Genomic DNA, 19163 nt, shown 5'->3' on the forward strand with positions numbered 1-19163 from the left:
AGTTTACTTAACCTTAAGCCTAGTCTTCCTTATCCGAAATGTCATGTCTGTGCGAAGTGACTTCTTTTCACAAATCTAGGCATTCACTTTAGTTTGTTCATGGACTAAGCAAAAGTTTATAGGGTGTTGATTAGTATGCAATAAAATGCACAGCTTAATTACACCTCAAATTTTTATAACTATATACAGTAATCAGATTGATAAATCATTACCAAATATGGGGTATTAACTCGGGTGAGCTATACGCTCATAACAAAGAAAAAGTAAGTCTCAAATTTGAGACAACATGCAGAACAAAGTCGATATAATTGCAATCAAAGTTAGTAAAACAAGCTGCATATACCGTAATTATTGGGGTATTAAATCTCGCTGTAAAAAACGAACTCACTTCTAAAGGTTCGCGACTTTGCCTCCATACACAAACTAAAAAGCCCACCAAGTTAAACCTGGTGAGCTTGTGAATCAGTATGCAGTGTTATGTGCTTTGCTATAAAAGATTATGACTTAGCCAGGCGATTCGCCGTCCAAACATAAAGCAATTCAAGAGCAATCGTAGCGCCAGCCAATGCCGTAATCTCGCTTTGGTCATACGCTGGAGAAACTTCTACAACGTCCATACCAACCATGTTGATTCCTTGTAGACCACGGATAATTTTCAGAACTTTGTCTGAATTCAAACCACCGCATACCGGAGTACCTGTCCCCGGAGCAAAAGCAGGATCGAGACAATCGATATCAAACGTTAGGTAAACTGGCTTATCACCAACAATGTCTTTCACTTGAGCAATGATCTCGTCCACGTTCATGTCGTTCGCTTGCATCGCGTTAATAACGTTAAAGCCGTGGCCTTCCTGCTTGTACTCTGTACGAATACCAATTTGCACTGAATGTTCAGGCGAAATTAAACCTTCATTTGGCGCATGGTAGAACATAGTACCGTGATCGTAACGACTGCCCTGACTGTAAGTGTCAGTGTGCGCGTCGAAGTGAATCAGAGCCATCTCACCGTACTTCTTGCCGTATGCTCTAAGCAAAGGCAGTGTAATGAAGTGATCGCCACCTAAACCTAACAGCGTTTTACCACTGTTTAGAATCGCATCAGCAGCCGCTTCTAAACGCTGAGTTAAATCTTCAGCATCACCGCAATCAAACACAAGATCGCCAGCATCAATCACTGAGGTATATTCAAATACATTGAAGTCCCAAGGAAACTTTTTGCCTTCCCACGCCAAGTTTACAGACGCACGACGAATCGCATCCGGTCCCATACGAGCACCCGGACGACCAGACGTCGCCATATCTAACGGCGCGCCCAACACAACCACATCAGCGTCGTTGTCGATTGGGTTTTGAACTAATGGACGACGCATGAACGTCATCGCATTGGAGTACAACGAGTAATCTGGTTTGGTAAATAGATCTTTCATTAAGAATCCTCAAGATAGGTGTAACCCATCAAGCCTTGCTCTAACTCTTCAAGTACGCTTTGCTGCTCTTGCTCTGGTACTTTTGCCGTTACCAATTCTTTGTAGTTCTGACGAATTAGGTCCATATCAATGTGAACATAACGCATCATGTCTTCAACCGTGTCGCCTTCGTTGATGTAGTCGATGTTTGCTTCGCCGCTCTCATCGACATTCACCACGACACTGTGCGTATCACCAAATAGGTTATGCATATCACCCAAGATCTCTTGGTACGCCCCTACCAGGAAGAAGCCCATTAGATATGGTTCATCTGGGTTCCACGCAGGTACTGGCAATGTTGTTTCGATACCTTGGCCATCAACATACTGGTCAATCGTACCGTCAGAATCACATGTGATATCCAGTACTACCGCGCGTCGCTCGTCCGCATTATCCAAACCGCTCAGTGGCAACACAGGGAACACCTGCTCGATACCCCACGCGTCTGGCAGCGATTGGAACAACGAGAAGTTCACGAAGAACTTATCAGCCAAACGCTCGCTCAACTCATCCAAGATTGGACGGTGGTAGCGGTTCTTAGTACTCATTCGAGAGCTAAGTTCGTAGTTAATACGCAAAGACATCTGTTCTGCCCAAGCACGATGCTGAAGGTTCAGCATGCCTGTCGCAAATTGGTTGTGTGCTTCTGCGATATCACTTTGCGTGTCGTTGTAGATCTCAATTAGCGCGCGGTCATCATTACCTGCATCTAACTCCAAGAAGTTCTTCCACATGTTGTTTAGCAACAGTGGTGCGTCTGCGTCTGGCGCCGCCATGTCTTCTGGCGAGTAGCTTTCGGTACCAATCACGTTAGTCACTAGTACTGCATGGTGCGCAGTCAGTGAACGACCAGATTCCGAAATAATCACAGGCTGTGGTTGATTGTAGAGTTTACAAATATCCCCTACTGTCATCACGATGTTGCGAGCGTACTCAAGCAAGCCGTAGTTCATTGAGTTTGAAGATTGACTGCGTGTGCCGTCGTAATCGACCGCCAAACCACCACCCACATCTAGGTACTTCAGTTGAGCACCTATATCACGCAGTTCACAGTAAAAACGAGCCGCTTCACTCACACCATTTCGCACATCACGAATATTCGCCATTTGCGAGCCAAGGTGGAAATGCACTAGCTCTAAAACATCCAGTTGATCTTCTGCTTTCAAGCGTTCGATAACGGTAAGCACTTGTGATGCAGACAAGCCAAACTTCGACTTCTCACCACCACTTGCTTGCCATTTACCCGCGCCTTGAGAAGCAAGACGAATGCGTAAACCTAAACGAGGTTTCACGCCAAGCGCTTTTGCTTCAGAAAGGACAAGATCAAGCTCTGACAACTTCTCTAAAACGATGAATACTTTGTGGCCTAGTTTTTCGCCAATAAGCGCAAGACGGATGTATTCTCTGTCTTTATAACCATTACAAACGATCACTGAGCTCGCTTTTTGAGCCAGCGCCAATACCGCTAATAGTTCAGGTTTGCTGCCCGCCTCTAGACCTAATTGCTTCTGCTCTAATTGAGCTTGGCTTGCTAAGATCTCGTCAACCACTTCTTTTTGTTGGTTAACTTTAATCGGGTAAACAAGTAGGTAACGGTTATCGTACTGATATTCGTCGATCGCTTGGTTGAATGCGTTACAGATATTGTGCACACGTTGATGCACTATTTGAGGAAAACGCACAAGAGCAGGCAAACCAATATTTCGCTGCTCTAACTGTTTTACGATCTGACTTAGCGGAACTTGATGATCGGTTTCGCTCGGTGAGACATACACCTCACCGTTATCATCAATTCCATAAAAACCTTGGCTCCAGTGCTTTACATTATACTCAGCACGGATGCGTTCCAAATTAACCGAATTTTCCAATTCTAGAGACCTCACACTATAGGGCCATCGACAGAATATACCTCTTTGGAATAGCGAGGTATAACCCAACAAAAAACGTTCAAAAACGATTTGTTGGCTGCATTAACCGATATTATTAAGAGCGAGTCCAACCATTGATATTTGTGGTGACGATTATGTTTTTTTATCGACAGATCGACTTAAAGTGACAGGTAAGGAATTACAAGGTTTTAGGGTAAAAAACAGGCTGAAGCGCATTAAATATAAAGCAATTTCTCACATTAAATTAGGGAGAAAAATGTGCAGGAACCATAAGATTTTTAGTAAATTGAGTGAGGTTAAGTCAGAATTGTGACAAATATAAGCACTTCATAATCTGAACTCTCGTTATCACCAACACAGCTTGTATCCCGCGATTCGATGCCGATAAACACTTCATTCTTCCTACTAGAACTCGCTCACTTCAATGTTGTGACCGCTCAATTTTTGAACTTTTCTCGCGCATATCTTGTATTCGATTCGATCTTCTTGTAATTTTAACTGACCAACCAATCGGTCAGCCTTCGAATTTAGGGGATACTATGAGCCATAATCTAGACCTTGAACCAAACACGTCGAGCACCAACGACATGGATCAAATGTTCAACCGACAAAAAGATCACTACCGCAATAACGTTAATCCTACGCTTGAGCAGAGAAGAGAAAACCTCTCAGTATTAAAAGCGTTGTTAATGCGCTATCAAGAGCAATTGATTGAGGCAGTATCTGAAGATTATGGCCATCGAGCAAAGCACGACAGCTTGATTGCTGATATCACCCCTTCTCTTCACCAGATCAATTACAGCGTGAAGAACCTTAAGAAGTGGTTGAAGCCATCACGCCGCAAAGCTGGTTTGATGCTAACGCCAGCAAAGATCACGGTTCATTATCAGCCAGTGGGCGTTGTGGGTATCATTGTTCCTTGGAACTTCCCAGTCATGCTCTCTTTAGGCCCTCTGATCACAGCGTTAGCAGCCGGCAACACATCGATGCTCAAGATGTCGGAGTTTACTCCAGCAACCAACCGAGTTTTAAAAGCGATGTTGGCCGAAGGCTTTAGTGAAGATCAGGTTGCGATTATCGAAGGCGAAGCTGACGTTTCCGCTAAATTTAGCCAACTGCCGTTTGACCATCTCCTTTTCACAGGCTCAACCGCTGTGGGTAAACACGTTATGAGAGCAGCGGCTAACAACTTAACACCAGTTACCCTGGAGTTAGGCGGCAAATCTCCAACCATCATTGCCCCTGATTTTGATGTAGCTGACGCTGTTGAACGTATCCTGTTTGCAAAAAGCTTAAACGCTGGCCAGATATGTGTAGCGCCTGATTACATCTTATTGCCGCGAGAAAAATCGGACGAGTTCATCACAGCCTATAAGCGTTATTTCAAGAAGCTTTATAAAGCCGGTATTGAGAGCAAAGACTTAACCTCAGTGATCAACATGCGCCAATACAATCGCTTGAAAGGTGTCATTGAAGACGCACAAGCCAAAGGCGCGGTTATTCACACGGTAACCGAACAAGCACAAGACGATGTAAACCACAGAATGACGCCGCACCTTCTCACCGAAGTGAACGATAAGATGCTCGCTATGCAAGAAGAGCTGTTTGGTCCTGTTTTGCCTATCGTTCCTTATGATTCCATCGAAGAAGCAATCAACTACATCACAGAGAGAGAACGCCCACTGGCTCTGTACCTAATGAGCCATAATAAAGAAACCCAAGACAAGTTTTTATCAGACACGCACTCTGGCGGCGTGTGTATTAATGATTCTTTGGTGCATGTGGCTGCAGAAGACGCGCCGTTCGGTGGTATCGGCCCTTCAGGCATGGGACACTATCACGGCATTGAAGGCTTCAAGACGTTTAGCCATGCCAAAACCGTTCTAAGTAGAGGAAAAATCAACTTCACCAAGTTAATGCATCCTCCTTACAACAACCCAATCAAGAAACTGATGTTCAAAGTACTCAATAGATGATCACCAAAAGACAAAAAATCCTAGATGCTGCGCTCCTGCTCTTCTCTCAACAAGGGCTAGAGGGCACATCTACCGGACAAATAGCGAAAACAGCCGGCGTGGCAAAAGCGACGTTGTTCCACCACTTCGAAAACAAATCTCTATTGATTGATGAACTGTTTCGCGAGCTGAAGCTAGAGCTATTCTCGACCCTTCAACCGCACACTGATGTGGTAGTAGAAGATCGCTACCAAGCCTTTAAGTTCATGTGGTTCACAGGGATTGAGTGGGCATTAGAGAATCCAGTTGCGATGAAGTTCTTCACCAATGTTCATTTCGACCCAACGACTCAAACTCGAGAAGTGATTGTTTCACAGATGTTCGCATCGTTAGACGAGATCATTTTGAAAGGGCAAGAGGATGGTGAATTAATGGTGTTAGACATTAACCTTGTGAGGCACTTCATCCATAGCCACTTTCTGATTTGTGCAAACTGGCTGATTGAACAAAGCAAGTCTCCACCAGAGCAAACATCGAAGTACATCAACGATAGCTTTGATATGTGTTGGCGCGCCGTTGGTGGGCAAACCAAGTAGCTTTAGCTTTAAGTCCAAGGCTCTAAACTCTAAGTTCTAAGCCCAAAGATATAAGTTCTAGACTCAACTTATTTCCAATAATGATCACTAAAGCGCCACACAGGCGCTTTAATTATTTGAACACAATTTAATCACCTCAACATATTGACTCAGAGTACTTTCTTTCAGTACCATCCCACCATCATTTCAAAAGAGAATAACGCCATAATGAAGTACTAACATCCTGACATCCGATTTATTTTTATAAAAATCATTTGGACACTCGGGGTTAGTGGGCGTTACTTCGTCATCTATTTTCGCGACAAATCAAGCTCTTAAAGATCCGTTTTTTGACAAACACACATCTTTAAGATCAGTACCTCAAAGACAGAAATCAGATCAACACCCTATTTCCTATCTTTGATTGGCATACTACCTAAGTAACGTCTTTGGCGATCTATACATAGAATTCTGTGTAGGGTTCTGTATAGAAAAAGCGCCTCACCCCTTTTACTCGTTTACACGTAAAGGGAGGTATTTCTATGCCTACTATATTAGCCAATAATCTCTCATTCCAACTCGATACTGGTGAGTGGTTATTCAAAAACATCACCTTTAATTTGAGCACTCGCCTCACAGGACTAGTCGGAAGAAATGGGGCTGGAAAGTCATTGTTACTTTCGTTGCTCGTTGGACAAAAACAGCCCACAACGGGCAGTGTTTCGCGCCAAGGTTCAATCGGCTTTTACTCTCAGTTACCATCAACGCTACTGGATACCAACATCACCATCGCTGACTTCTTAGGGCTCACCGAAAAGTTAGAAGCGTTAAGCGCCATAGAACAAGGTAGCTGTGAAGTGAAGCTCTTCAATATCATTGGCGATGATTGGGATCTAGAGGCACGTACCCAGCAGTTGCTAGGTACATTAAAGATCACTAGTGATTTGAACACGCCCTGTTGCTCTTTGAGTGGTGGGCAACTCGCCCTGTTACAGCTTCATCAGCTGTTCGTATCAAATTACGACATACTGATCCTCGATGAACCTACAAACCATTTGGATAAGGACGGACGCAATTGGCTACTAGAACAATGCCAGATGTTTGCAGGAAAAATACTTGTCGTCAGCCATGATCGAAGCTTATTGAGACAAATGGAGGGGATCTACCACCTCAACAGCTTGGGCGTACGTTTCTATAAAGGAAATTATGATGATTACTTCAAACAAGTGTCTAGTCAAAGCGACGCGCTAGAGAAACAGGTTGCGCATCATCAGTCCGAAAAGAAACGAATCGAGCGTCAAACTCAAGCCAACAAAGAAAAAGCGCAGCAGCGAGAATCTCAGGGAAACCGACTCAGAAAATCAGGTAGCCAACCCAAGATATTATTAGATGCGATGAAAGATAAAGCAGGACAAAGCCAAGCCGCGTCTGTGACAAGCCAAAGGAATCTCATTGACCAAAACCAACATAAACTTCAGTCGCTTAAAGAACAGAAAGAGCGGATAAAACCACAAGCTTTGTATCTACAGCAAAGTAATAGCAGTAAAAAGAGCTCTTTGTTAACCATTGAAAACTGCCGCCTTGTTTACGGCTCTGGTGCGCCCATCAGTTTCTCTTTATCACAAGGGGAACGGTGTTATCTAACCGGTGCTAATGGGTGTGGAAAATCGACACTGTTAAAAGCGATTCACGATCAACACACCAATTATAAGGGATCGATCAAGCGCTTGGGGCCGACTGTCTATTTGGATCAACACTTTGGCCTGTTAGACACCAACGACACTATGTTCGATAGCTTGATGACACACAGCTTTGGGTTAACAGAGAGTGACGCACGAACCTTGTTGGCTGGAATTGGGTTTAGGCGAGACTCCGTATACCGAAAAGTGGCACATTTAAGTGGTGGTGAAAAAATGAAACTGGCGATGTTGATCGTTAGCCACAAGCAAGACACCCCACTTCTATTGCTCGATGAACCGGACAACCATCTAGACATAGACTCACAACAAATATTGGCGTCCGCTTTGCGTGGATACAAAGGCGCATTTATCTTGGTCAGTCATGATGCTGATTTTGTTGAGGAAGTCGGCGTCAGCCAAAACCATATACGACTTTAACCTTCGTAGATTCGTTCACTTAGATTAGTTAAGCGAGCATCGTTCCGGTGCTCGCCTTTCTTGATTGAGACAAGTAAACTACGCGCCTCGAACATCTATTCATAAGGCTAAGGTTTGCATACTCTAGAACAATTAAAATAAGGGCAACTAAACGGTATTAAGCGCTTACAGCTGTCAGACGGTCTCACCGAGTTTCCTTTGGAGATCTTGGAACTTGCCGATTCTCTTGAAATTCTAGACCTTTCAGGTAATCAGCTGTCAGACCTACCAGCCGAGTTATCACAGCTTACTCACCTGCGTATTATCTTTGCGTCGAATAACCTGTTTACGCACCTGCCTGATGTTCTAGGTACTCTTCCTAAGCTCGAAATGGTTGGCTTCAAAACCAACCAAATCAAAACCGTTAGCGAGCAATCTCTGCCTACTCAACTCCGTTGGTTAATCCTGACCGACAATGAGATTGAGGCCCTGCCTATCTCACTAGGTGAAAGACCACGACTACAAAAGCTAGCATTGGCTGGTAATAAGATTCGTGTTTTACCAGATAGCATGGAGAACCTATCAAACCTTGAACTGGTTCGCCTGTCTGCAAACCAACTGACTGAATTCCCTGAGTTCCTAATCAAGCTACCAAAACTGGCATGGTTAGCGTTTGCGGGTAACCCGTTTTGTAAACACCCAAGCAGCTTAGATAGCGTGCCTGCGGTTAGCTCTCAAAGCTATTCACTGAATCAAGTACTTGGCCAAGGCGCGTCAGGCGTGATCTCTCATGCGAGTTGGCTAAATAGCGACTTTGATTTCCCACAAGAAGTAGCGGTTAAAGTGTTTAAAGGCGAAGTCACCAGTGACGGTTACCCACATGATGAGCTAGAAGCGTGCCTTCAAGCTGGCCACCATAACAACTTGGTAAAATCCATTGCTCAAGTTGAGGAACAGGACTACCTAGCTTTGGTGATGGAACTCATTCCAAGCAGCTACTACAACCTAGGTCTGCCACCGACACTCGAGACTTGCACACGTGATACTTTCCCAGAAGGTTTTGAACTTCCGCTCTCGCAAATCGACAACATTATGACTCAGATGATCGATGTATTTAATCACCTGCATGACAACAAGGTTTGTCACGGTGACTTGTATGCGCACAACACCCTAGTCAATGAACAAGGCCAAATGCTCTTTGGTGATTTTGGAGCGGCGACCATCTATGGTTACTTGAATGAAGAGCAGCAGCAAGGCATTCGACGTATCGAAGCTCGCGCTCTCAAGTACTTTATTGATGACCTACTGACAGTTTGCGCTGCAAGCGATATCAATTCAGAGCTGTATAAGAAACTCGAAAGCTATCACGCATAAGAGCGACCAAGCTTAAGCGTTTAATCGAGTTTCTCCTGAAATGAAAAAGCTAACGTTTGACGTTAGCTTTTTTGCTTCTAGAGCTGAATTAATCGAAACAGACTTAACTAGCTTCCACCTGAACAAGCTTGAGATAAGAGTGGAGTTCTTGATTCTTATACTCCACTGCCGAATGAATATTGAGGTCTTTACGCGCGACAACATCAAACTGGTAACGATTATCACCTTTATCGATTTCAACTTGCAGCAACCCGCTTTTCAATAACCAATGACCTTGTGTTTCAAATCGGTCAAACAAACGATATTCAGTTAAGCTACCATCAGAATGAAAGTGAACTTCGGTAATGTACCCTGCTGGGCAGCTTTTTACCCAAACACGGTTTTCAATATCACTGGTAACAAAATCGCGCTTGGTTGCACGCCAAACTAAAAACGCTTCGCTGTCGTAAAGATCGATGTCGAGCTCGGTACGAGGAATTAACGGCTGGTCAGTTTGCTCACGACAATAAAGTTGAAGCAAGATTTGCTGCTTAGTGTCGCTCGATAACTCAGTCATTAATCCTTCCTATTCATCCAGAACTGCACTAAAGGTGCGTTGTTAGCGATTAAACTAGCTCGTAAGAGACAACGTAAAGCTGAGAAATACCTGGGTAGATATCTTGAATCACATCTTTCAGCACTTGCAGCGTCATGTTCTCTTGTTGTGCATGGAACTCACCCAGCTCATCGAACAGAATTGGTTCTACGCTGATGATCTTGAGATTACAGAACACGCGCCCTTCTTCTAACGTTGAGACTTCAACAACGCTGCCCGGTTGGTAATCACGCTCTGATTCATCGCGAATAGTAATGGTCTTTTTGCCAGAAAGGATGTCAGCTTCAAAACGTCCAAAGAACGTCATAGTAGTTGGTGCAGTCATTTATATCGGTCGCTTAACATTTAAAAGTTAGGTAGATGTTTATATACCAGAATGCCAGATCAAGCGAATAAAAATTAGATGCGGAAGTTCATCTCGTCATTCCCAAGACTGACGGAGGAAGGAGTTGGGAATCTCTAAAAGAGACAAATTACAGGCAATAAAAAAGGAGAACCGAAGTTCTCCTTTTCTTAAACCTTTAAGCTAACTCTAAATTATAGAGATGCTTTCGCTTTTTCAACTAGAACAGCAAATGCTGCTTTGTCGAATACTGCGATGTCAGCAAGAATCTTACGGTCGATCTCGATAGATGCTTTCTTAAGGCCATTGATGAAACGGCTGTAAGATAGACCATTTTGACGAGATGCCGCGTTGATACGTGCAATCCAAAGTTGACGGAATTGACGTTTCTTGTTGCGACGGTCACGGTAAGCGTATTGACCAGCTTTGGTAACTGCTTGGAAAGCTACGCGGTAAACACGTGAACGTGCTCCGTAGTAACCTTTAGCTTGTTTTAGAACTTTCTTATGACGTGCACGAGCTTGTACACCACGTTTTACGCGAGGCATTATGCTTCTCCTAAACTAAACGAATTTATAAACTAAAAAGAATTAAGCGTATGGCATCATACGTAGAACTTGAGCAACTTCACATTTAGGAAGGATCGAGTTCGGACGTAGCTGACGCTTGTTCTTAGTAGTACGCTTAGTCAGGATGTGACGTTTACCAGCGTGCTTAAACTTAATACCACCAGCAGTTTTCTGGAAACGCTTAGCAGCACCTTTGTTGGTTTTCATCTTAGGCATGATGAATAACTCCGCATTGTTGAGTTGTTAATAACATAGTAATTAGGGCGAATAAAACCCCGCAACCTGAGGCTGCAGGGTTTAATTACTTGCAAAGCCGTTAATTACTTCTTTTTAGGGGCCAACACCATGATCATCTGGCGACCTTCAATTCTCGTTGGGAAAGATTCGACAACTGCAAATTCTTCAGTATCTACTTTCAAACGATTAAGAACGTCAACACCGATTTCTTGGTGAGCCATTTCGCGGCCACGGAAGCGAATTGTTACCTTCACTTTGTTGCCGTCTTCTAGGAAACCAGTCAGGTTGCGTAGTTTTACCTGATAGTCTCCAATATCAGTTCCAGGTCGGAATTTAATTTCCTTGATCTGAACCTGCTTTTGCTTTTTCTTCTGCTCTTTCGCAGCTTTGCTCTTCTCGAAGAGGAACTTACCGTAGTCCATCACACGACAAACTGGCGGCTCGGCGTTAGGGCTAATCTCCACAAGATCCATACCAGCTTCATTTGCAGCTTCCATCGCTTCCGCGATTGTTACTACACCAACAGCTTCGCCGTCTGCGCCAGTTAGACGCACTTCACGAACGCCACGAATGTCACCGTTTAAACGGTGCTGGTTTTGTTTGGCCGGTTGTTGGCCACGTCTTCCGCCTTTAATAGCTATTCCTCCAGATTGAGCTTACGGCTTGAAACTTCGGCTTGGATGTATGAAATAAAGTCATCCACTTTAAACTTGCCAAGGTCCTTACCTTTACGTGTACGTACTGCAATTTCGCCGGCTTCCATTTCTTGGTCACCACACACAAGCATGAACGGTACACGTTTCAAAGTATGTTCGCGGATTTTAAAGCCAATCTTCTCATTTCTCAAGTCTGCTTTGACTCTAAATCCACTTTTTTGCAGTTTTTTCGTAATTTCTTGTACATATTCAGACTGTTTGTCTGTAATACCCATTACAACTGCTTGTTCTGGCGCCAACCACGTAGGGAAGAAGCCAGCGTATTCTTCAATAAGAATACCAATGAAGCGTTCTAGTGAACCTAAAATCGCGCGGTGGATCATAACTGGCGTGTGACGCTCGTTATCTTCACCTACGTAAGTAGCACCTAAACGTTCTGGTAATGCAAAATCGAGCTGCACTGTACCACATTGCCATGCACGGTCCAAACAATCATGCAAAGTAAATTCAATCTTAGGTCCGTAGAACGCACCCTCGCCTTCTTGAATCTCGTATGCAATCTCCATTGACTCTAGCGCTTGCTTAAGATCGGCCTCTGCACGGTCCCACATTTCGTCTGAACCGACACGCTGTTCTGGACGAGTAGATAGCTTAACAACAATGTTTTCGAAACCGAAAGTTGTATAAGTATCGTAAACCATTTCAATACAAGCTTTAACTTCTTGTTGAACTTGGTCTTCAGTACAGAATACGTGAGCATCATCTTGAGTGAATCCACGAACACGCATGATGCCATGAAGTGCGCCAGACGGCTCGTTACGGTGACATGAGCCGAACTCAGCCATACGTAGCGGTAGATCACGGTAAGATTTCAAACCTTGGTTGAAGATTTGAACGTGACCAGGACAGTTCATTGGCTTAATAGCGTATTCACGGTTCTCTGAAGAAGTTGTGAACATCGCGTCTGCGTACTTATCCCAGTGACCAGAGCGTTCCCAAAGAACACGGTCCATCATTAATGGGCCTTTTACTTCTTGGTAATCATACTCAGTCAGTTTCTGACGAATAAATACTTCTAGCTCACGGAAGATAGTCCAACCGTTGTGATGCCAAAACACCATGCCTGGTGCTTCTTGCTGCATGTGGAATAGATCAAGCGCTTTACCGATTTTACGGTGGTCACGTTTAGCCGCTTCTTCTAGGCGCACAAGGTGAGCTTTAAGTGCCTTCTTGTCTTGGAATGCAGTGCCGTAGATACGTTGAAGCATCTTGTTATCACTGTTACCACGCCAGTATGCACCTGCTACATTAAGTAGCGTGAAATGCTGGCAGAAGCTCATGTTAGGTACGTGTGGGCCACGACACATATCGATGTATTCTTCGTGATGGTACAGGCCAGGACGGTCGTCTTTAGAAACATTCTCGTCCAAGATTTCAATTTTGTAAGTCTCGCCGCGAGCTTCGAATGCGTCACGCGCTTCCTGCCAGCTAACTTTCTTCTTAACAACCTGATACTTGGTCTTCGCTAGCTCTTTCATACGCTTTTCAATCTTTTCTAGATCTTCTTGCGTTAGAGAGTGCTCAAGGTCGATATCGTAGTAGAAACCGTTATCGATAGTAGGACCGATCGCCATTTTCGCTTCTGGAAAAAGCTGCTTAATCGCGTGACCTAAAAGGTGAGCACAAGAGTGACGAACGATTTCAAGGCCATCGACTTCATCTTTAGCTGTGATGATTTCTAGGCTTGCATCATTTTCGATAAGATCACAAGCATCAACACGCTCGCCGTCTACACGACCAGCAATGGTTGCTTTAGCAAGACCAGGACCGATTGATAGGGCAACATCTAGAGTTGATACAGGGTTGTCAAATTGACGCTGACTACCGTCAGGAAGAGTAATAATTGGCATTATTTGTCCTTTACAGTGGTGTTGCACACCAAGCAACACATGAAAATGTTTAATATATGTTTTTCAATCAACGAGTATGTTGATCGTAGATATATGCATAATAAAGATACCCACATAGAAGCAAATACAGATGCCCCATTTGTACGTATCCGAGCATTTTAACGAAATAATATGAAATGACAATGATGGAGGGAACCTCCCGACTCTCCTATTGACGTCGTTATGCCAAAAAGTGACTTCCCATTCCCTTGAACCACCTTTCGAATCGAACTGTTCTAACTTACCTATTTCGACTCAACTCTTACAAATTAGTCATTTAGAACTAAGCTCTATAAAGCAACTAGATACAGATGAGGCGCATATGGAGAAGCTAGCTACTTTTATATCACTCACACCTCGTTTACTGTTAACAATAGCCATAGCAGTTACTGCACCAGAAACGGCATGGGCCAACAAAGATTACGGCCCCTTAATCAGTTATACCCAAGCACCGTTGCAGTCCGTTCGCCTGACTCCAACACTTCGTTCTGGCTTTCCACTCGAAGAGAATAAGGTTGAAATGTTTACCGCCTTAACTGCCGCGAGCATCTGGGCCCACTCCCCCGACTATCACTTCGACTATTATCAAAACCAACTTCAGACAGGACTGCGGTGGCAATTAACCACAAGGTGGCAAGTAGAATTCAATTACCGTTGGCTTTATGCAGCCAATAATCACCTCGACAAAATCACCATCAATTTTCATGACCTATTTAGCATCGACCAAGCAGGGCGAGACCAGAAAGAGCGACACCAATTCGACATCTATGCACCAGACCACGACATCAATATTCGTGACTTCTCCGGTGACACGCTAACCAGCGCTTTCACGTTCTACAACCAATACCAAATCATAGATCTAGAAAACCACGGCTTGTCATTTGGTTTATCCCTATATCACAACAACGTCAGCCACGGCGCCTTCGAAGGAAGCAGCACCGAGCAAAGTGTACAATTCAACTATTCATACCAACTCGACATCAATACCTTTTATACAAGCTTAGGGTTTACCAATCAGTCCAGTCGAGAGGTCGAAAATAGTTTTTCACATAAAAAGAGAACATGGTCATGGATGGGCGGCTATCAGCTCACACTATTTGAAAAGCATGAGTTACACCTTGAATATCGATGGTATGAAGGCGCAGAAGACGGTGAAACTGAATTTTCGGAAGCCGCGAATGAAATGATGCTTGGGTATCGCTATCTCATGCAGCGTTCAGCTATCGAGATATCCATTATCGAAAACATCTTCAACATGGATAACTCCACCGACGTCGCCTTCCAATTGGCCTATCGTCATCAGTGGTAAACACATTTCAGGTCGAGACAGCAGAATCAAAAAAGCCGAACGAGTTCGTTCGGCTTAATTTTGTCGGCACTGTTGGCAACTACGCACTCATAATTCGTGAGACTGCATTGCGAATGTCTGAATCAGCCGTGTTTGCAGGCAAGCTGAATGAGATGTATTGGTCGCCACGGAAACTCATTGAACGGTCGATTTCTGCTAGGCAGTGAACCATTGAACCTTCTACGATGAATGACAGCTCGATCTCTTTGTTATTCATAAAACCGCCGCTGCGAAATTCAATCTCTTGGTAACAGCCCGAACGCGAAGCAAAGCTGTTGCCTTTTAAGAAGCCCTTCTCTACGTCTGCTTTCACCATGGCCATGCCCGATGCTTCAACACCTTGAATGATTTTAGCGACTGTTGGCAGTGGATGAACGGAGATAAAATCGCGATCTTTAGGGTCAATCGCAAAGCCGATATCTAGGTTTGTTTCAACCCACACATGGCATTGGTTCATTTGTGCGTTCAACGCAGTCACTGGTGTTTCATCATTTAACTTAAGGCGGAATGGGACCAACTTGGTTTCACCCGGTTGAATAACGAAAGACTCTACAGCTCGAATACTACTCAGTGAAAAGGTTTCGTAACTGGTGCTATCTTCGGTTTCGACTTTTACTTCTGTATTGAGAACCAAGTTGATCCGGTCGATTTGTTGCTCAACGTCGCCACCAATGATATGAACATTGCCAGACAACTCGCCACCTTGGAAAACTTCAATATTATCTAAGACGGTATCAACCTTTGCTGCACCGATGCCCAACGATGCTTTTAATTTCTTAAACATATTATTTCCTTTTTTAATCATTTGATTTTCTGATAATTATTGCGCGACAATTTGCGACACTTACCTCATAGAATCAAGTAATTTGCACTATCTATGTCGAATAGCATCACATAGTCCGAGGAAATGTTGAAATCATTAAGAAATTCGCTACTCTATTTGTATAGTCAAATAAGGTTTCATTATGTCAAAAGCACCGCTCTACCTGCAAATAAAACAATTCATAGACGAGAAAATCACTAGCGGTTATTGGCCAGTTGGTTATCAGATCACCACCGAACTTGAACTCACAGAACAGTTTAATGTGAGTAGAATGACAGTTAATAAAGCCATTCGAGACCTCGTTTCTGAAGGGAAATTAATCAGAAAACCAAGGCTGGGAACTTTTGTTTGTGAGCCAAATGAAAAAGCCCAATCTCCCTTGCTTGATATCAATAACATCGCGCAAGAGATCAAAGATCGAGGCCAAAAGTATACAAGCAAAGTCATCAAACACGAAAGCAGCAAGGCCGATGAAAGCACCGCCACACGGTTAGGTGTTATGATTCACGAAGAAGTTTTTTATAGTGAAATCATACATTTTGCAGATGGATCACCAATTCAGCTAGAGGCTCGATGGGTTAACTCTCTAGCCGCGCCTAAATACCTTGAACAGGATTTTTCGACATCAACACCTAATGAATACCTTTCAAAAAGTTGCCCATTGAGTGCTATTGAGCATACTGTTGAAGCCATTATTCCAGACTCAAAAGTTAGAACTTCGCTCAAACTTCTAGAATCAGAACCTTGCCTTCTTTTGAATCGAAGAACATGGAGCAAAGAGCGTCTAATCAGCTTTGCATTGCTCTACCATCCTGGTTCTAAGTACAAATTAAGCTCCAAGATAATTCTAGATTAAAGAACATTACCCTGAACTCTGATCACATTTTTGCAACATAAACTTGATTCAAGTAAACGTTTAGCCTATTTATTTGTATATACATTTAATGTTCAGCAAAGATCTAGGTGATTATGAATTTGATCCTCAAAAACGCACGAGTGGTCTCTATGAGCTCGGGAGCCGATGGTTATCAGCCCTCTTCCCCTCAAGATATCGTTATCGAAAACGGTAAGATCGTGTCCATCTCTTGTTCAAACAACGAGGCGCTTGCTTCTGAGTTACAACAAATCAGTGTTGATAGTTCTTTGGGTTACATCACCTATGATTGCAAGAACAAGCTAGTAACACCTGGGTTAATTGATTGCCACACTCATCTCATATTTGCGGGTAATCGCGCCAACGAGTTTGAGCAGCGTTTGAATGGTGTGTCTTACACCGACATCGCCAAGCAAGGCGGCGGAATTCTGGCGACAGTCACTGCAACACGCGCAGCACAAGAGTCTGAGCTGGTTGAAATGGCGCTACCTAGACTCGATGGTCTCCTAAGAAGTGGCGTAACCAGCATCGAAGTAAAATCGGGCTATGGTTTAACGCTTGATGATGAACTCAAAATGTTACGCGCAGCTAAAGCGTTAGAAAATCATCGCCGTATTAAGATCACCACCACTCTCCTTGCAGCACATGCTGTGCCGCCCGAATATAAAGAACAACCGGATAGTTATATCGATCTGGTTTGCCAAGAGATCATTCCTAAAGCCGCAGAACAAGGGTTAGCCGATGCGGTTGATGTGTTCTGCGAATCTATCGGCTTCAACCTAGAACAAACCGAACGTGTATTTGCAGCAGCCAAAGAGCATGGGCTCGCGATTAAAGGCCACACAGAACAGCTTTCTAATATGGGTGGCAGTGCGCTTGCAGCAAAATACGGCGCACTCTCTGTTGACCATGTTGAGTACCTTGATGAAGCCGGAGTAAAAGCGCTGGCGAAATCAGGCACTGCTGCGACGTTACTACCTGGTGCTTTTTATTTCTTGAAAGAGACCCAACAGCCGCCAATTGCATTACTACGTAAACATAATATCCCTATGGCGATTGCTACCGACTTAAACCCCGGCACTTCCCCTTTTGCCGACCTAACACTAATGATGAACATGAGCTGTACGTTATTTGGAACAACGCCTGAAGAGGCACTGCGCGGTGTGACTTGCCATGCTGCTTCCGCCATCGGCGACTCACAAAACAAAGGTAAAATCGAAATCGGTTATGCCGCAGATTTAGCTATTTGGAATATCGAACATCCAGCCGACCTTAGTTATCAAGTCGGTGTTCCTCATCTGCATAAACGCATCGTTGATGGCGAGGTGTGCCATGACTCAATCTAAGTCCAACAACACCCAATATAACGCAACAACCGTACATAACTTTGAGTGGGCGGGACGTAATGATCTCGAAGATGGTGCAATGGGTACGCGTGTTCACCAGATCACTAGCCAAATCCAAAATAGTGATTTAAGTAACGAACCGACTAAGAATGCTATCGCCTTAGTTGGCTTTGCCAGCGATGCTGGAGTGGCAAGAAATAAAGGGCGAGTGGGCGCAAAGCAAGCACCTAATCTTATTCGCAAAGCTCTCGCGAATATGGCTTGGCACAACGACACACACATTGCTGATCTTGGCGATGTTGAATGCAATGATGGTCAATTAGAAGTCAGCCAAAAACAGTGCGCTTCTGTGATTGCCAATGCTCTATCAACTAACAAAGTGATTACTCTTGGCGGTGGTCACGAAGTGGCTTGGGCGTCGTTCCAAGGTCTCGCTGAGCATTTACATAAAGCTGAACGCCTTCACAAAGATCAACCTGAATGCAAACCTAACATAGGCATCGTTAACTTTGATGCTCACTTTGATCTTCGCGAATTCGAAAGCGACATCGCCGACGTTAAACCCAGTTCAGGCACGCCTTTTAACCAGATCAATGATTACTGCCACAAGTATCAGTGGCCGTTTCATTACGCTTGTCTTGGTGTGAGTGCAGCCAGCAATACCAAAGCGCTGTTTAACAGAGCTGACCAACTGGGCGTTTGGTATGAACACGACCGCAACATGACCCAAATAAACCAAGTCACTCAACTGGTTAAGTTACAAAAATTCATCGCTAAGTGTGATTACCTCTATCTCACTATAGACCTAGACGTATTCCCAGCAGCGACAGCACCGGGCGTAAGTGCACCCGCGGCAAGAGGCGTGAGCTATGAAGCACTCGCTCCTTTTTTAGAACAGATTTTCAAACACAGTGAAAAACTCATTATCGCGGACATTGCGGAATACAACCCAGACTATGACATTGATGGCCAAACCGCTCGTTTGGCAGCTCGTTTGTGTTGGGATATCGCCAATGCAATGGCCAACAACTAATCAAGTTATACCGACAGCTATATAACGTGAAACAT

General features: G+C 44.0%; 17 protein-coding genes. 8 read left to right on the plus strand and 9 right to left on the minus strand.

Annotated features, from left to right (window positions below):
- Window positions 1-497 precede the first annotated feature (497 nt).
- Together speB and speA are read right to left on the minus strand one after the other, a co-directional pair.
- On the minus strand, window positions 498-1427 hold the full coding sequence (speB, locus tag OCV24_RS08230) for an agmatinase (RefSeq protein ID WP_150877958.1): 930 nt from the start codon (window positions 1425-1427) through the stop codon (window positions 498-500).
- Window positions 1427-3316 carry an arginine decarboxylase gene (gene speA / locus OCV24_RS08235; RefSeq protein ID WP_208806548.1) on the minus strand — a complete coding sequence of 630 codons (1890 nt, stop codon included), beginning with the start codon at window positions 3314-3316 and terminating at the stop codon, window positions 1427-1429. The genes speB and speA overlap by 1 nt, the downstream gene beginning before the upstream one ends.
- Window positions 3317-3894: 578 nt before the next feature.
- Here speA and OCV24_RS08240 point away from each other — a divergent pair.
- The 4 genes from OCV24_RS08240 to OCV24_RS08255 all read left to right on the plus strand — a co-directional run bounded on the left by OCV24_RS08240 (window position 3895) and on the right by OCV24_RS08255 (window position 9355).
- Window positions 3895-5331: a coniferyl aldehyde dehydrogenase gene (locus tag OCV24_RS08240; protein ID WP_150877954.1), complete on the plus strand. Its 1437-nt coding sequence runs from the start codon at window positions 3895-3897 to the stop codon at window positions 5329-5331.
- Complete coding sequence (locus OCV24_RS08245; protein WP_150877952.1) at window positions 5328-5906, plus strand: TetR/AcrR family transcriptional regulator; 579 nt, start codon at window positions 5328-5330, stop codon at window positions 5904-5906. The genes OCV24_RS08240 and OCV24_RS08245 overlap by 4 nt, the downstream gene beginning before the upstream one ends.
- Before the next feature lie 521 nt (window positions 5907-6427).
- Window positions 6428-8002, plus strand: a complete 1575-nt coding sequence (locus OCV24_RS08250; protein ID WP_150877950.1) for an ATP-binding cassette domain-containing protein — start codon at window positions 6428-6430, stop codon at window positions 8000-8002.
- A gap of 156 nt (window positions 8003-8158) precedes the next feature.
- Window positions 8159-9355 (plus strand): leucine-rich repeat-containing protein kinase family protein, encoded by a 1197-nt coding sequence (locus OCV24_RS08255; RefSeq protein WP_244291723.1) that lies wholly within the window; start codon window positions 8159-8161, stop codon window positions 9353-9355.
- Between the two features lie 103 nt (window positions 9356-9458).
- Here OCV24_RS08255 and OCV24_RS08260 read toward each other — a convergent pair whose 3' ends face one another.
- From OCV24_RS08260 to thrS, 6 genes are all read right to left on the minus strand, one after another.
- Window positions 9459-9911 carry a hypothetical protein gene (locus OCV24_RS08260; RefSeq protein WP_017055196.1) on the minus strand — a complete coding sequence of 151 codons (453 nt, stop codon included), beginning with the start codon at window positions 9909-9911 and terminating at the stop codon, window positions 9459-9461.
- A gap of 49 nt (window positions 9912-9960) precedes the next feature.
- Window positions 9961-10275, minus strand: a complete 315-nt coding sequence (yqfB, locus tag OCV24_RS08265; protein ID WP_017055195.1) for a N(4)-acetylcytidine aminohydrolase — start codon at window positions 10273-10275, stop codon at window positions 9961-9963.
- 212 nt (window positions 10276-10487) lie between these two features.
- On the minus strand, window positions 10488-10841 hold the full coding sequence (rplT, locus tag OCV24_RS08270) for a 50S ribosomal protein L20 (protein ID WP_004733517.1): 354 nt from the start codon (window positions 10839-10841) through the stop codon (window positions 10488-10490).
- A gap of 42 nt (window positions 10842-10883) precedes the next feature.
- On the minus strand, window positions 10884-11078 hold the full coding sequence (gene rpmI, locus OCV24_RS08275) for a 50S ribosomal protein L35 (protein ID WP_004738430.1): 195 nt from the start codon (window positions 11076-11078) through the stop codon (window positions 10884-10886).
- 104 nt (window positions 11079-11182) lie between these two features.
- Window positions 11183-11653 (minus strand): translation initiation factor IF-3, encoded by a 471-nt coding sequence (gene infC / locus OCV24_RS08280; RefSeq protein WP_009846505.1) that lies wholly within the window; start codon window positions 11651-11653, stop codon window positions 11183-11185.
- Window positions 11654-11736: 83 nt separating this feature from the next.
- Window positions 11737-13665, minus strand: coding sequence for a threonine--tRNA ligase (gene thrS / locus OCV24_RS08285; RefSeq protein WP_017055194.1), 1929 nt, complete (start codon window positions 13663-13665; stop codon window positions 11737-11739).
- Between the two features lie 361 nt (window positions 13666-14026).
- Between thrS and OCV24_RS08290 the strand changes: the two genes are divergently transcribed.
- The gene (locus OCV24_RS08290) at window positions 14027-15013 is read left to right on the plus strand and encodes a DUF3187 family protein (protein ID WP_017055193.1); all 987 of its coding nucleotides are present in this window, start codon (window positions 14027-14029) and stop codon (window positions 15011-15013) included.
- Between the two features lie 79 nt (window positions 15014-15092).
- On the opposite strand, the gene OCV24_RS08295 is transcribed toward OCV24_RS08290, so the two are convergent.
- Complete coding sequence (locus OCV24_RS08295) at window positions 15093-15836, minus strand: sporulation protein (RefSeq protein WP_077680302.1); 744 nt, start codon at window positions 15834-15836, stop codon at window positions 15093-15095.
- 181 nt (window positions 15837-16017) lie between these two features.
- Between OCV24_RS08295 and hutC the strand changes: the two genes are divergently transcribed.
- The 3 genes from hutC to hutG all read left to right on the plus strand — a co-directional run bounded on the left by hutC (window position 16018) and on the right by hutG (window position 19128).
- Complete coding sequence (gene hutC, locus OCV24_RS08300) at window positions 16018-16731, plus strand: histidine utilization repressor (RefSeq protein WP_077680301.1); 714 nt, start codon at window positions 16018-16020, stop codon at window positions 16729-16731.
- Window positions 16732-16844: 113 nt separating this feature from the next.
- Window positions 16845-18095, plus strand: a complete 1251-nt coding sequence (gene hutI / locus OCV24_RS08305) for an imidazolonepropionase (protein ID WP_102506966.1) — start codon at window positions 16845-16847, stop codon at window positions 18093-18095.
- Window positions 18082-19128: a formimidoylglutamase gene (hutG, locus tag OCV24_RS08310; RefSeq protein WP_150877948.1), complete on the plus strand. Its 1047-nt coding sequence runs from the start codon at window positions 18082-18084 to the stop codon at window positions 19126-19128. The genes hutI and hutG overlap by 14 nt, the downstream gene beginning before the upstream one ends.
- The last annotated feature ends 35 nt before the right edge of the window (window positions 19129-19163 follow it).

The sequence above is a fragment of the Vibrio kanaloae genome (genome assembly GCF_024347535.1).
Classification (GTDB): domain Bacteria; phylum Pseudomonadota; class Gammaproteobacteria; order Enterobacterales; family Vibrionaceae; genus Vibrio; species Vibrio kanaloae.

Excerpts from the sequence above, each read along its gene's own strand:
- hutI (WP_102506966.1), top strand. The coding sequence starts at position 16,845 with ATGAATTTGATCCTCAAAAACGCACGAGTGGTCTCTATGAGCTCGGGA.
- hutC (WP_077680301.1), top strand. The coding sequence starts at position 16,018 with ATGTCAAAAGCACCGCTCTACCTGCAAATAAAACAATTCATAGACGAG.
- yqfB (WP_017055195.1), bottom strand. The coding sequence starts at position 10,275 with ATGACTGCACCAACTACTATGACGTTCTTTGGACGTTTTGAAGCTGAC.
- rplT (WP_004733517.1), bottom strand. The coding sequence starts at position 10,841 with ATGCCTCGCGTAAAACGTGGTGTACAAGCTCGTGCACGTCATAAGAAA.
- speB (WP_150877958.1), bottom strand. The coding sequence starts at position 1,427 with ATGAAAGATCTATTTACCAAACCAGATTACTCGTTGTACTCCAATGCG.
- OCV24_RS08250 (WP_150877950.1), top strand. The coding sequence starts at position 6,428 with ATGCCTACTATATTAGCCAATAATCTCTCATTCCAACTCGATACTGGT.
- OCV24_RS08245 (WP_150877952.1), top strand. The coding sequence starts at position 5,328 with ATGATCACCAAAAGACAAAAAATCCTAGATGCTGCGCTCCTGCTCTTC.
- OCV24_RS08295 (WP_077680302.1), bottom strand. The coding sequence starts at position 15,836 with ATGTTTAAGAAATTAAAAGCATCGTTGGGCATCGGTGCAGCAAAGGTT.
- OCV24_RS08240 (WP_150877954.1), top strand. The coding sequence starts at position 3,895 with ATGAGCCATAATCTAGACCTTGAACCAAACACGTCGAGCACCAACGAC.
- hutG (WP_150877948.1), top strand. The coding sequence starts at position 18,082 with ATGACTCAATCTAAGTCCAACAACACCCAATATAACGCAACAACCGTA.
- OCV24_RS08260 (WP_017055196.1), bottom strand. The coding sequence starts at position 9,911 with ATGACTGAGTTATCGAGCGACACTAAGCAGCAAATCTTGCTTCAACTT.
- thrS (WP_017055194.1), bottom strand. The coding sequence starts at position 13,665 with ATGCCAATTATTACTCTTCCTGACGGTAGTCAGCGTCAATTTGACAAC.
- OCV24_RS08290 (WP_017055193.1), top strand. The coding sequence starts at position 14,027 with ATGGAGAAGCTAGCTACTTTTATATCACTCACACCTCGTTTACTGTTA.
- rpmI (WP_004738430.1), bottom strand. The coding sequence starts at position 11,078 with ATGCCTAAGATGAAAACCAACAAAGGTGCTGCTAAGCGTTTCCAGAAA.